This window comes from Amycolatopsis sp. FBCC-B4732, assembly GCF_023008405.1.
GTDB lineage: Bacteria > Actinomycetota > Actinomycetes > Mycobacteriales > Pseudonocardiaceae > Amycolatopsis > Amycolatopsis pretoriensis_A.
Map to the genome: position 1 here is coordinate 5,065,840 of NZ_CP095376.1, position 13,318 is coordinate 5,079,157.

The window sequence follows — 13,318 nt, forward strand, 5'->3', positions numbered from 1 at the left end:
GGATCGATGCGTTGTCTCAAACCCGCGCTGCTCGTCGGCGCGGTCGTCCTCGGTGGGCTCGGCACTGCCGTTCCGGCGCAGGCCGTCTCCGGAGGCGCGCCCGCCGTCGACGGTGCCTACGCCTTTGCCGCGAAGCTCACCTCGAGCAGCCGGGCCTGCAGCGGTGTGCTCGTCGCGCCGAACTGGGTGCTCACCACCGCGAGCTGCTTTCCCGGCACGGCCGACGGCGGGGCGCCGGCGACCGCCGTCACGGCGATCGTCGGCCGCACCGATCTGAACGGCACCAGCGGGTACCAGACCACGGTCTCCGCGGTCGCGGTGCGCGGCGACCGCGATCTCGCGCTCGCGAAGCTCGCCGACGCGGTCACCGACGTCGAGCCGGCCGCACTCGCCGCCACCCCGCCGGCCGCCGGTGAGAAGCTGCGCGTCGCGGGTTACGGGCGGACCGCAACCGAGTGGGTGCCCAGCAGATTGCACACCGCGACCTTCGCGGTGACGTCCGCTGCCGCCACGACGACGGCGCTCGCCGGAGACGGCGGGGCCGACACCTGCAAGGGCGACGCCGGTGGCCCGGTGGTGCGGGAGAGCGGTGGCCGGGTCGAGCTGGCTGCCGTCAGCAGCGCGTCGTGGCAGCACGGCTGCCTCGGCGAGACGGAAACCCGGCAGGGCACCACCGCTGTCCGCGTCGACGACGTGACGGGCTGGGTCGGGCAGATCACCCGCGTCACCGATGTTTCGCTGACCGGTGGCCGGATCGCCCGGCTGCAGAACGGCTCCGCGTACCTGCTGAACGACGTGAGCGACCGAGCCTGGTCCCTGCTGTGGGACGCCCGCTCCGGTGCGGTGACGAAGCTGCGCGCAGAAGGTGCCCGCATCGGCGTCCTGCTGGCGAACGGTGACCTGTGGGTCAAGGACGACAACGTGCCGGCTCTCGGCTGGGTCCGCGAATCGGACGCCGTCACCGACTTCGCCCTGTCCGGCGACCGGGTCGCCGCCGTGCGGGACGGTTCGGCGTACCTCAAGGAGGGCAACCTCCAGGGGAGCTGGACGACCGAATGGGACGCCCGGTCCGGGGCGGCCACCGCGGTCGGTGTCGACGGCGCGCGCGTCGGCGTCCTCACCGCCGACCAGCACCTGCGCGTGAGGGACGACGCTGCCCGCTCGCCGTGGACCGACCAAGCCGACCGTGTCACGGGGTTCGACCTGTCCGGGAGCCGGATCGCCGTCCTCCGCGACGGATTCGCCCTGCTGAAGGACGGCGACCTGTTCGGCGGCTGGAGCACCCAGTGGGATCCGCAGGACGGCGCGGTGACCAAGGTCGACATCGACGGCGCGCGCATCGGTCTCCTGCTGGCGAACGGCGTCGTCCAGGTCAAGGACGACCAGTCGGCGAACGCGAGCTGGTTCGCCGAGGCCGACCGGACCACGGCGTTCGGCATCACCGGCCCGAGGATCGCCGTCGTCCGAGACGGACGAATCTCGGTCAAGGACGGCAATCTGCAAGGTCCCTGGACCGAATTGAGCCAATAGCCGCGGCGATCGCAAGGGCCCGCGCCGAGCCGATGGCGCGGGCCCTTGCGATCACGGGCTACCGGCCGGAGGAGTCGCCGGGATCCGCCGTTGTGGCAGAACAGATCGGCGCCAGGAATGGCACTGTCCTCAAAGGCCGGTTCTCCGGCGGCAAGGGCCTCAACGGCCCACTCACCCTGGGGATCATCACCCTCCGAGACGGCTCTGCCGTCGAAGTGGCACAGCGATTCCGCATCACGGCAAAGTCCCCACCGGACAGACCGGCGTGTCGGTGAGCCTGACCTGACCGGGATCGGCCGCCGGGGATGAATCCCGCACGTCACGCCCGAATCGGAGCTCACCGCGCCGTCGAAGCCCCCTCCACGGGCAGCCGGCCCGACTTCCCTATCTCTTCTGGATGATTCTCGCGCTACGACCGCGCCCGCAACAACCTCGACCGGCACCCGAACTACATCCTGGCGGCGTACCTGGCGCCTCCGCGTCTTTTGGATCTCGCCGAGCCCGAAGTGGCGGGTCGTCGGGCTGTGTGGCGGCTGCACACCGACAGGCCGACACCCGCTCGTGCCGCGGAGCGGACACTGACGACTGCGGCGTCGGGGTGCCGCCACCAGTGCAGTGATCGCCTACGCCGAGGCGAGCCGCTCGGCGGCGGCCTCTCGCACGTCCGCGTTCTCAATAAGAGAATCACGCAGCCGGCCGAGCTGTCGGCGGACCTCGCCGGTGAGCGGCGCGTGTCGTGCGGCCACCACCCGGACGCCGCCCTCGCAGTCTGCGAGCGCATCGGGCAGCCATTGCCTTGTGCTGTCAGGATCCAGCGTCAGCAACGCGTTCACATAGGCGGCCCGTTCGTAAGAGTGCGGACTCTGGCGCCACAGCCAGCGAAGCCGTGGCGCGGACTCCGTGACACCCAAGCGTGCGAACCCGCGAGCCAGGTCGTCGTAGCCACACCATTCGTCTTTGTCACTGTCCAGCCGGTCGAGGGCGTCCAGTAGTGCGGGAACGTCGGCAGCATCACCGTGTTCGGTAAGCATTACCACCGCTCTCCACCACAGTGGATGGGACGGGCTGCGGGCCCATTGGCGAGCATGCCTCACGGTCTGCGGACCCAGTTTCGTGAGCGCGTGGACCGATCCGATCGCCCGGGCGTCCGGGCGGGCGGCCAACTGGTCGGCGACGTCGAGCAACCGCCGCTCCGGATCGCGGTGCCGCGCGAACTCGTGCAGCACCGCCGAGAGCGTCTCGGAGGAGGCATCCGGATCCGCGAGCAGGCTGAGCAACCCGGAGACCGGAGCGCCGCGATGGGGCAGACTCGGGCACCGCCAGTCGACCGACGGTCGGGCACGCTGGATCAGAACGTCGATCCGGCGGTCGCTGCCCGCCCACCTCGACCATGGTTCCCGACCGGGGAAGACGTCCTCCGGCGAGGCGTTCGCCGCACGGCCGGCAACGATCGGAGCGAGGTCGTCCCACCATTCGCCGGGCCAGTGGCCGGCCACGGCCTGCAGGACCTCGACCCACCGTTCACCCTCACACACGTACTGGCGCAAAGCGTCCGCCGCCGCGGTAACGCCCGTCCGGGCAAGGGCAGCCAGTACCTCGACGCTCTGGCCGAACCGGTTGCCGTCGTAGCCGGTGTTCCGCCCAGCTCGCCAGAGCTGGTCGACGATGGGGTCGATGGACACCTCGACGTCGAGGGCCAGCCGGACGAGATACACCGTCCGCTCGTCGACCTGCCGGTCCCACCGGTAGTGCCGGCGCACGCAGTCCACCACGAGTTCCGGTGCGACCGGATGAGCCGCAACCCATGCGCCGGCCGCACCACAGCCGCGTTGCAGAGCTCCCCGCAACGTCTTGGCGGGCGCGTAGTACCAGTGGTCGCTCCCCGCGTCCGTGTCGTCGGTCATCGTCCGCCAGTGTGAGCCGACGCCCGTCCTGCGGCCAGCGAATAACCCACTCTTGTGCTGCTGATCGGTCGTCCGCCGGGCGCACCGGGATGGGCGTCCGGCCGGCGGCGGGTGTTGAGCCATTGAGCCGCGACGTAGCGGTCCCCGGTGCACAGCAGCTCGCCCGGGCCGCAGGCCAGGTCGAGCACCCGAGTGCCGGGCCGCGGGCGACGCTGCGACCGGAATGGCGCCGCAGTCCGAGCAAGGCCACGTTCCCCGCGACCGGCTCGCCGCGCGTCACGTCTTGTACTGACGGAGCCGTTGCCCGCACCCGGAATTCGGCAACGGACCGGGGTGATCGAGGTAATCTGGCGACCCGTGGCCCCGATCGAGGGAGATGCCGGTGGACGTTTCCTCAGCCGTTCCCGAGGAGCTGCGCCCGGTGGTGACGACGTCGTCCGGAGCGGTGCGGCTGGTGTTCGTGCCGCGCGTCACGCGCCTGCTGACCAAGACGTGGGCCGGCAGCCTGGCCATCCCGTTCGCGGTGGCCGGCCCGCTGCTCGCCTTCGTGGTCCTGCCCGTGGTGGCCGTCTTCTTCGGGTGGACCACGATGGGGCACACCGCCCTGGTGCTCGGCGGCGTCCTCGCTGCGCTCGGTCTGGTGCTGTCGGTCGCCATGCCGTGGAGCCTGCGTTCCGACGCGCGGTGGATCGAGCTGAACCCGGCGCGGGTGCTCGTCAAGCGGCTGTCCGGGGCGACGCGAACCAGTGCGTTGCGGTCGATCGCCGTCATCGAACACGTGAAGCTCGCCGCCCCCGCCGGTGTCGAAGTGGAGGTCCGCACGGCGGACGAGACCGTCCGGGGCGCCGAGCGGATCGACGTGGACGCCCGGACCCTGGCGGAGTGGCTGAGCAGCCTGCCGGGCGTCGAGGTCGAACGCCGGAAGGTCGTCGACCGCGTCAATCCCACCCGCGACCGCTGGTGGCGGCGCACGCAAGTCGCCGCGGTGTGGGAAGTCCCCGCCGACGACGTGCCCGTGATCGCGGACGAACTCGGCGTCCGATGCGATGCCTTCGTGCCCCGGGCCGCCGCCCGGAACGGGAACACCCAAGCGATCGACGTCTACGACCCCGACGACGTCCAGGAGATCACCGACCAGCTCACCGGCGAAGCCGTCGCGGTGTTCATGCTGCGCCGGCTGACGAGCTTCACGCGTGAGGCGAGGCTGCCCGACGGCGACGACCCGCTGCTGCACCTCGTCAAGGACGCCGGACTCGCCGAGCGGTACCGCACCGCGCTGCGGCAGCTACGCGATCCCGGCCCGGAAACTCACGCCCTCGTCACGTTCGCGCAGTACTCGCTGTGCCAAGCCGCGCGCGGCGAGCCCATTCCGGCCGCAGGGCCACCGCGATGGACACCACCGCCCGACTTCGAAGCGGCACTCTCCGCCACGATGACCGCCCCGTTTCCCAGGCCGACCCGGTACGCCTGAGCGAACACTCCGCCGCCGGAAATCCGCAGGCGGACCGTGCCGCCGGGCGCTCCCGGCCATTCACCACGGGTGAGCATCCGAAGTCCTTTCAGGATCGGCGACCATCACCGGGTCCGGCGCCAGGACACCCGGTGTCACGCGCTGTGGGTGGCCCGGATGCCGGCGAGCACGACGCCGGTCACCCGGACGGCGTCGGCACGGGTGAACGCACGGGCCCCTCGGGTAACGAACAGCTGGACCGGCCCGGCGAGCAACTCGGCGACGAAGGAGCTCTCGACCGGGGGCAGCTCACCACGCTCGATCGCCACCTGCAGCCGGCGGTCGAGCGCACCGAGACGCCGTTCGAAGACCTCGTCGACGACGGCCCGCAGCTCGGGGTCTTCCCGGGCCGAGGCCACCACGGTCAGCAGAGCCCGGCCCTGCGGGCTCGCGGTCGCGGCGGCGAGAGCTTCGAGAAAGCCGGCGAGGTCGGCATCGATGTCGCCGGAATCGTGCAGCGGCGCGGCATCGGCACCGAAGGCCGCGAGCGCGTCGGTGACCAGCGCGGTCCGATCGGGCCAGTTGCGGTAGACGCTGGTCTTGTTGACCTCGGCCAGCTCGGCGACCTCGTCGTAGCGCAACCCGCCGATCCCGTCGCGGGCGATCAGCTCGGCGGTGGCCTCGAGAATCCGGTGCCGCACCCGGGCAGTGCGCCCGCCCGGACGGCGAGCCGGCTCACGCGTACATCCGTCCTCGACCACGGCCGGCAGCCTACAGCGCGCGCAGCCGGGCGTTGCGCGCCTCGATGGCCTCCCAGGTCGCGGGGACCACCAGGTCGGCCCCGCCGCGCGCGAACTCCTGGGCCGCCGCCGCGTGGGGGCGCTGACGCTGCTCGTAGGCACTGAACGCCGCCTCGACGTCGTCGCCGTGGCGACCGAGCTCCTCGGTGAGCGTCCACGCCCCGAGCAGGGCCAGCGAGGTGCCGCGCCCGGCCATCGGGGTCGCGCAGTGCGCAGCGTCCCCGATCAGCACGACCCGTCCGCGGTGCCAGCTGGGCAGGTGGATCTGCGTGAGCACGTCGAAGTAGAGCTCGGGATCGTGCTGGGCGGTCTCGAGCAGCTCGGGGACCTTCCAGTCCTCGATCCCGGCGAAGGCCCCGGCCAGGATGCGCTTCTGGGCGGCCTGGTCGTGGTGGTCGTAGTCGATCGGGCCGGACCGGAACTCGAAGATCGCCAGCGCTTTGTCGCGGTAGCGGGCCACCCCCGCGAGAAGGCCAGGCAGGTTGAGGATCTCCGTGACGCGGGTGTCGCCGGGCGTCACCTCGCCGGGCGCGTCCCCGATCGCGACGTACACCCCGAGGGGCTCGGTGAACTCCTTTTCCGGGCCGAAGACCAGCCGCCGCACCGCCGAGTGCACCCCGTCGGCGCCGACGACGATGTCGTAGGCGGCCGCGCGGCCGGAGGCGAAGGTGACCGCGACCCGGTCCCCGTCCTCGGCCAGGGCCGCGATGGACTCCTCGAAGCGCAGGTCGACTTGCTCGGGCAGCGCTTGGCGCAGGATGAGCATGAGGTCTTCGCGGGGAAGCTCGACGTCGTCGGAGCTTTCGTTGATCTCCTCCATCGCCAGGGAGGCGACGGGCGCGCCGAAGCGGTCGACGAACGTCGTGCGCTCGGTCATCGTGATCCGCCGCTCGAGCACCGCGTCCAGGATGCCCATCCGCTCGGCCGTCTCGAGCGCGTCGCCGCGCACGTCGATGGGTGAGCCGTTGACCCGCAGGTGGTTCGCCCGCTCCACGATCTCCACCACGTGCCCGGCCCGCGCGAGATCGATGCCCGCACACAGCCCAGCCGCTCCCGCACCACTGACCAGGATCTTCATCGTCTCTCCCCCGCAAGCCGGACTTAAAGCAACACAAAATTGCTTTAAGTCCACCATAGCAGCCTCCGGACGACACCTGCCCCGGTCGCTGTCAACGCGATCCCGAGCTGTCCGCCTGCGGGCGGCATCGCGCAAGCCCTTCCGCGCCCGCCGCCGAGCAGCCGTGCGCAGAGAGCCGGCGATCGCCGGGATCGACGCCACCACGCGGCCGGCCGGGGGCGAGTCGCGTGATGGCGCCGGAACTCACTCCACGCAGCCCTGCCTGGTGCAGGTCACGCCGCCGCGGTAGACGTCGCCTTCCCACAGAGCCACGTAGACGTAGGTGAGCCCGCCCGGATAGTTGCAGTCGAAGTCGACACGGAACCCGCGGTCCTCACCGGCCTGTGCCGTTCGCGTCTCCAGGGGTGTCACGCAGGAATCGGACTCACCGCGGAACCGAGCCTGCTTTTCTGAGGAGCGCGCCCGGACCTCCCCCGTGATGACGACGTCGCGGTTGTGCCACGTGATGGAGCCCTTGACGACGCTTGCCCCGTAAGGCACGAAGAATCCCGTAACCGGATAATCGGTCGCGCTTGCGTGGCCGAGGCCGGGAGCCGCGGTCGCCGTCGCACTGAGCGACATGAGTCCTGCCGCCACCACGGCGGCCACTCCGCCGATTCGGTTGACCCTCATGAAATCTCCCCTTGTTTCGCATGAATTTGTCGTAACGGGGGTCCGGACCCAGGCCGTCAATCCCCCGTTCGCGGAAATGACCGCGAGTGCGGCCGGGGCCAACGATGCCGAGGAGTCCGCGTCCGGACAACCCGCCACCGTCCCGGCATGGTCCGACATGCCCTGACCAGCCGATATCTCCCGGCGTGGGATGGCTGCCATACTGGCCCGGGACACCGGAGGCTTGGGGAGGGCTGAGTGGGGGAAAGGGGCGTGCCGGAAGGCAGAGAGCTGCTCGCGGGCCATCTCACGGCCCTCAAGCAGCGCAGTGGGCTGAGCTATGTGGAACTGGGGAAGAAGTCCCACATCAGCAGTTCCACCCTGCACCGGTACTGCTTGGGAACAACTGTTCCGCCGGACTACAAGACCGTGGTCGGTATCGCCACGGCGTGTTCGGCGAATGACGAGGAATTGATCGAACTGCTGACGGACTGGAAGTCGGCGACCGGCCGGGCCGCGGTACCGGACATCGTGCACCCGGCTGTCGCGGAAATCGTGCACCCGGTACCGCAATCCCGGCGGCTGCTCCGTCCGCGCACGGTTTCCACGGTGGCGGCCGGGCTCGTCCTGGTGCTCTTGTTCGTCCTGCTGTCCGCCGGCGGCACGGAAGTCGGGACGGTGCCCGCCCGGCAGCAGATCGCAGGCCCGTCCTGGCAGCGCGAGCTGCCCCTGACGCCGTCGCTGTTCGGCGTGACCGCGTCGTCCTCGAGCGGAGTGATGCCCTCGTTCCAGGTCGGGAGCCTGCGGTTCTGGGACAGCCGCACGCGCTGGGCGAGCCTGCAACCACGGCCGGACACCTATGACTGGCACATCCTCGACCGGCTGGTCGACGGTGCGCGGACGACGGACCTGCCCTCGACGCTCGTCCTCGGCGGCACACCGGCGTGGGCCGCGCCCGATGGCCCGAAGGCGCCCTACGACGACGGCTCCCGCAGCGCGCCGCCCGACGACCTGGCTGTGTGGGACCGGTTCGTCCGCACGCTGGCGACCCGCTACCGGGGCCGCATCAATGCCTACGAGGTGTGGGTCCACGCCAATGACCAGCGCTACTTCTCCGGCTCGACCGAGACCCTCGTCGAGATGACCCGGCTGGCCTCGCGCGCCATCAAGGCCGCCGACCCGGGGGCGGTCGTGGTGTGCCCGTCGATCGCCCGGCTGTGGACCGACGGCGGCCGAGCCGTGCTGCGCCGCTTCGCCGAGTTGCGCGGCTACGACTACTGCGACGTCGCGGGCATCAACCTGTCCCAGCAAACGGCGGCCGACCCGCCGGAGACCATGCTCGGCCGCCTGCAGCAGATCGACGGAGCCTTCCACGACGCGGGTGTCCACCCCCGCCTGTGGAACACCGGTGTCACCTACGAATACGTGCGCGACGAACGGCTGGACGAACAACGCGCGATCGACTACGCCACGCGGTTCTACCTCGTGGCGATCTACGGTTCCGACTTCGGCCTCGAACGCTCCTACTTCTACAACTGGGGCAGCGGGAACCTGCCTGTCGCGCTGCAAGCCGTCGGCGGTCCGCCCACCCGGGCCGCGCTCGCGGTGGAGGAACTGCAACGGTGGCTGACCCGCACCAGCACCCGGTCGTGCGGGCACGGCCTCGCCATCAACCTGCCGGCCACCGTGTGGCAGTGCGAGTTCACCGCGGACGACGGACGGCTGCTCACGATCCGCTGGACCCACGAGGGCACCGCGACGACGTCGGCCCCGCCACACGCCGAGGAGGTACGCGGCCTCGACGGCACCAGCCGTCCGCTACGCGCGGGCGACACCCTCACGATCTCCGGAACGCCGATCCTCATCGTCCAGCGGCCCGCAAGCTAGGGCGGTGGCAGCCCAGCCCCGCTGTCCGCGGTCAAGTCCATGGCTTCGAAGGCGAGGGTCAGGTCGCCGGCTTCCGTGCGCAGAATGGCGACCGACGTGTGGCAGGACTTGTCGTAGCCGGGGAAGTAGTCGCGCGCCGCCGGGTCCAGGAAGCCGAACCGGGCGAGGTTGGCCAGTGACGCTTCACTGGTGCGGGTGGGGCTGTCGAACACCGGCGAATACCGCGCGCGGCCCAGTGCGTTGGTCGCCAGGATGTCCGGGCGGCCGTCGCGGACGAACGCGGCCGTCGTCGTCATGCTGTCGAGGATCTGCTGCACCACCGGCCGCACCCGCTGCGGTGACCGCCGGCGCTGGGCGACGGCGGTGCGCGGACGGCCGGCGGCGATGGCGGCGAGGACTCTGTCGGAGACGCCGGCGAGATTGCCCTTTTCGACGCGGGTGTAGTAATCGGCGGAGACCCCGGCGAGCATGGCGACCTCTTCGCGGCGCAGGCCCGGCACGCGGCGGTTGCCGCCGTAGTGCCGCAGCCCGGCCTGCTCCGGGGTGAGCTTGGCCCGCCGGGTGACCAAGAAGTCGCGAACCTCGGTGCTCTTGGCGTCCACGCCTCCACCGCACGACGGCGCACATCGTCGAGGGGGGTTCTGCTGGAACCCGGAAAAACGCACCCTGCCGCGTGCACTTGTAGCGGCGTTCCATCGGGGCATGACCTCTTCCGGGAAAGCCACCACTGCGTCCCGGGTGGCCCGGCCGGCCGGCGGCAGTACTGCAGTGGGTGGTCGACGGCTACACGCTGGTGTTCGCCGCGGCGCTGCTCTCGGCCGGCTCGCTGTCCGGCCGGGCCGGCGTCAGACGGGCATTCGGTCTCGGGATCGCCGCGTTCACGGTGGCCTCGCTCGTGTGCGAGCCGGCTCCGTGGCGGCGTTGGATCTTCCTGGTGGACCTCCCGGCTGGAGCCGCGGCCCTGCTCCTGCTCCGGCAGGCCGGTCGGTCGAGCCGCCACCGGGCGGCGTCGTCCGGCCCGAACAGACCGGGCAGGCACTGGGCGAACGTGGCGAGCCGGGCGCCCGGACGACGGCGGCGTACGCTCCGAGCGACACGTTGTTGACGAACACGCGGTTTTCGACGACGCCGAGATCGACCCGGCGCTCGACGGCCTCGCCGAAGGCGTCCAGCGCGGCCGCCGGATCGTCCCGGTCCAGCCCGAGATCACGCGCGAAGTGGGTGCGAGTTCCCGCTGGAACGCAGACAAAGGGCAGTCCGTGCCGTCGGGCGACGTCGGCGACCACCGCCTGGCAGCCGTCGCCGCCGGCCACCCCGAGCACGTCTGCTCCCTCGGCCACGGCCTGCTCCGCGAGCTCGCGGAGATCCTCGTCGAGACCGCCCGGATGGCCGAGCACCCGCGCCCGCTCGCCGAGCCGGGACGAAGTGGCCGCGCCCTTGCCGGACAAGGGGTCGAGCAGGAGCACCCCGGTCCGCCGGTTCGGCGCGGCAGGTTTCGGGTGGCGGTGGGAGGTCTTGGCCCAGCACTGTCCCGGCGATCGCGAGCGACACCCAGGCGAGCGCGGCCGCGGTCGCCATCAAGGCGTAGACGTGCACACCGGGCAGCAGTACGAGCAGGACCGCGGCGACGCCCCCGAGCGCCGCCGCGGCCACCTGCGGGAAGCTCCGGCGCACCAGTGCCGCCCAGCCCCCGCCGAGCACGCCCCCGGGCAGGAGCACCGCGAGCACCAGGTGCACCGGATGGCGGATCAAGGCGCCGGACACCACGGCGAACGCCGCGAACAGCGCCACCGAAGAGATCCCCGCACCCACCCGCCGGCCGCCCGATCTGCCATCACCCGCACCTCCGCCGCCCACCTTGCGGGCCGGGCGCCCCCGCGTCGTCACCCGTGGTGGATGACCCCCGCTTCGTCCCCGGAGGACGCGGCGGCCGACCGTCCCCTCGTGCGGCAAACCGGAGCAGGCGCGAGCCGCGTTCGGCTGCAGGCTGCCCGGCGGGCTCACCCCGCACAGGTGACGCGGTCCGGCGGTCCCGCGGCAACCATGCCGACATGGCTTCCGAATCGACGTCGCCGGCACCGGCCGGCGGTGCAGTACTGGCTGTCACCTGCGTTTCGGCGCTCGTCGTGAACGCGAACACCTCGGCGGTGACCATCCTGCTGCCCGCCATCAGCCACGACGTCGGCGCCTCGGCCACGACGCTGCAGTGGGCCGTCACCGGGTACTCGCTCGTGGGCGCCGCCGTGATCGTCACGGGCGGCGCGCTCGGCGACATCGCCGGCCGGCGCCGGGTCTTCTCGGGAGCGCTGCTGCTCTTCGTGCTCTCCTGCGTCGTCGTCGGGCTCGCGGGCAGCGGCGCCGCCGTCATCGCGGGCCGGGCGATCCAGGGTGCGGCCGGGTCGACGCTGCTGGCCTGCGGCCTCAGCCTGCTTTCGGTCGCCGCGAGCGGAACCGCGCAGGTCCGTGCCGTCTCGCTCTGGGGCGCCGCCTCGGCGGTCGGCGCCGCCGCCGGACCGCTGGCCGGGGGCCTGCTCGTCGACACGACCGGGTGGCAGGGCCTCTTCTGGATCGACGCCGCGATCGCGGCCGCGTGCATCCCGCTCACCCTGGCCACCGTGCCGGAGTCGCGCGACGAGACCCGGCCGCGGTCCCTCGACCTCGCCGGGATGCTGCTCGTCGCCGCCTGCCTCGTGCCGTTGGTGCTGGCGCTCAGCCGCGGCTCGGACTGGGGCTGGCTGTCCGCGCCCACGTGGACGTGCCTGATCGTCTCCGCGGCGGCCGGCTGGGGTTTCGCCGCCGTCGAGCGCCGGGTCCGGGCGCCGCTGGTCGACTTGCGGCTCCTGCGCAACAAGGTGCTGGTCGGCTCGACGCTGGTGATCCTGATCGTCGCCGGTGCCATCAACGGCCTCATGTACGCCATGAGCCTGTTCTTCCAGGACCCCGCGGCGTTCGCGATGTCCCCGCTCCAGGCGGGCCTGGCAACCCTGCCCGCGGCGGCGGGCATCGTTGTCATCGCGCCCTTCGTCGGCAGCCTGGCGAAGAAGATCGGCTCCCGGAGCGTGATCGTCCTCGGGTTCGCGATCACGACCGGCGGCTTCGTGGCGCTGGTGTTCCTCGAAGAGAGCTGGGGCTACGGGGTGTTCGTCCTCCCACTGGTGGCCGTCGCGGCCGGCCTGGGGCTCTCCAACGGATGCGCGTCCGCCGCGGCGACGTCCTCGGTACCCGGCAACGACGTCGGCGGGGCGTCCGGGATCTCCAACATGGCCCGGTACGTCGGGGCCGCGTTGCTCACCGCCGTGACAGCGACGATCTACGGCGGCGCCGCCTCGATCGAGGGGGCGAACCGGGGCGCCGCACTCGTCGACGGCGTGGCCCGGACCGCGCTGCTCATGGCGATCGTGTCCGGGGTGGGCGTCGCGCTCGGACTGCTCTACGGGCGGTACCGCCCGGGCCCGGCGCGCCCAGGCGGCCCGACGTCCGCCGCCGCGGGCGTGGTGCACAGCGTGCCCGTCCCCGCGCCGGCGGACACGGGCCGGACCACCTCCGTCGACCTGGAGTGACGGAGGTGGTCCGGCGTCGCCCTTGCTCCCAGGGGGGCGACGCTTTCGCTGAGGGCGTGGGATTCCTCGACGCCGATGATGATCTCCGCGGCGGAGCCGACCATCGGCGGCCAGTCGATCCCGGGCACGGTGAGCGCGGGCGTGGCCGGAGCAGGTCGGCGACCCGGCCGTCGCCGAGCAGGGCGGCATCCGGGCCGGACAGCGAGTCGTGCGGTCACGCGCTGGTGAGCGCCCGGGGGGTCGGGTGGTCGAAGACGAGCGTCGCCGGCAGCCGGGTGCGTAGCCCGGGTTCACCTGCGACGCGACTCGGCAGCGCAGCGGCCCACGGTGAGCTCGTGGCTGAACTGTCCGCGGACCTGGGCCACGACTGACCCGGGCCGTGGCCCGCTGCCGGTCATCCCGTTTTGCGGGATACATCCCTCAGATCCGAAGGTTAGCGCCCGCTTACAATGAGCATG

10 protein-coding genes are annotated in these 13,318 nt (G+C 71.8%); 4 read left to right on the forward strand and 6 right to left on the reverse strand.

What is annotated here, in order from left to right:
• Positions 1–6 precede the first annotated feature (6 nt).
• Positions 7–1,530 carry a trypsin-like serine protease gene (locus MUY14_RS21645; protein WP_247024998.1) on the forward strand — a complete coding sequence of 508 codons (1,524 nt, stop codon included), beginning with the start codon at positions 7–9 and terminating at the stop codon, positions 1,528–1,530.
• 623 nt (positions 1,531–2,153) lie between these two features.
• On the opposite strand, the gene MUY14_RS21650 is transcribed toward MUY14_RS21645, so the two are convergent.
• A complete protein-coding gene (locus MUY14_RS21650; RefSeq protein WP_247024999.1) occupies positions 2,154–3,434 on the reverse strand; it encodes a hypothetical protein in 1,281 nt (426 codons plus the stop codon).
• A 382-nt stretch (positions 3,435–3,816) separates the two neighbouring features.
• Here MUY14_RS21650 and MUY14_RS21655 point away from each other — a divergent pair, with 382 nt between their 5' ends.
• On the forward strand, positions 3,817–4,905 hold the full coding sequence (locus tag MUY14_RS21655; protein WP_247025000.1) for a hypothetical protein: 1,089 nt from the start codon (positions 3,817–3,819) through the stop codon (positions 4,903–4,905).
• Positions 4,906–5,039: 134 nt separating this feature from the next.
• On the opposite strand, the gene MUY14_RS21660 is transcribed toward MUY14_RS21655, so the two are convergent.
• The 3 genes from MUY14_RS21660 to MUY14_RS21670 all read right to left on the reverse strand — a co-directional run bounded on the left by MUY14_RS21660 (position 5,040) and on the right by MUY14_RS21670 (position 7,434).
• Complete coding sequence (locus MUY14_RS21660; RefSeq protein WP_247025001.1) at positions 5,040–5,585, reverse strand: TetR/AcrR family transcriptional regulator; 546 nt, start codon at positions 5,583–5,585, stop codon at positions 5,040–5,042.
• A gap of 70 nt (positions 5,586–5,655) precedes the next feature.
• Positions 5,656–6,762 carry an FAD-dependent monooxygenase gene (locus MUY14_RS21665; protein ID WP_247025002.1) on the reverse strand — a complete coding sequence of 369 codons (1,107 nt, stop codon included), beginning with the start codon at positions 6,760–6,762 and terminating at the stop codon, positions 5,656–5,658.
• A gap of 243 nt (positions 6,763–7,005) precedes the next feature.
• Positions 7,006–7,434: a hypothetical protein gene (locus MUY14_RS21670; protein ID WP_247025003.1), complete on the reverse strand. Its 429-nt coding sequence runs from the start codon at positions 7,432–7,434 to the stop codon at positions 7,006–7,008.
• Between the two features lie 252 nt (positions 7,435–7,686).
• Between MUY14_RS21670 and MUY14_RS21675 the strand changes: the two genes are divergently transcribed.
• Entirely contained in the window at positions 7,687–9,300 is a 1,614-nt protein-coding gene (locus MUY14_RS21675) for a helix-turn-helix domain-containing protein (protein ID WP_247025004.1), read from the forward strand.
• Here the strand turns inward: MUY14_RS21675 and MUY14_RS21680 are convergent.
• Positions 9,297–9,902: a helix-turn-helix domain-containing protein gene (locus MUY14_RS21680; protein ID WP_247025005.1), complete on the reverse strand. Its 606-nt coding sequence runs from the start codon at positions 9,900–9,902 to the stop codon at positions 9,297–9,299. The two genes, MUY14_RS21675 and MUY14_RS21680, sit on opposite strands and share 4 nt — an antisense overlap.
• A 276-nt stretch (positions 9,903–10,178) precedes the next feature.
• Positions 10,179–10,766: a diacylglycerol kinase family protein gene (locus MUY14_RS21685; protein WP_247025006.1), complete on the reverse strand. Its 588-nt coding sequence runs from the start codon at positions 10,764–10,766 to the stop codon at positions 10,179–10,181.
• A gap of 585 nt (positions 10,767–11,351) precedes the next feature.
• On the opposite strand from MUY14_RS21685, the gene MUY14_RS21690 reads away from it, so the two are divergent.
• On the forward strand, positions 11,352–12,860 hold the full coding sequence (locus tag MUY14_RS21690; RefSeq protein ID WP_247025007.1) for an MFS transporter: 1,509 nt from the start codon (positions 11,352–11,354) through the stop codon (positions 12,858–12,860).
• The last annotated feature ends 458 nt before the right edge of the window (positions 12,861–13,318 follow it).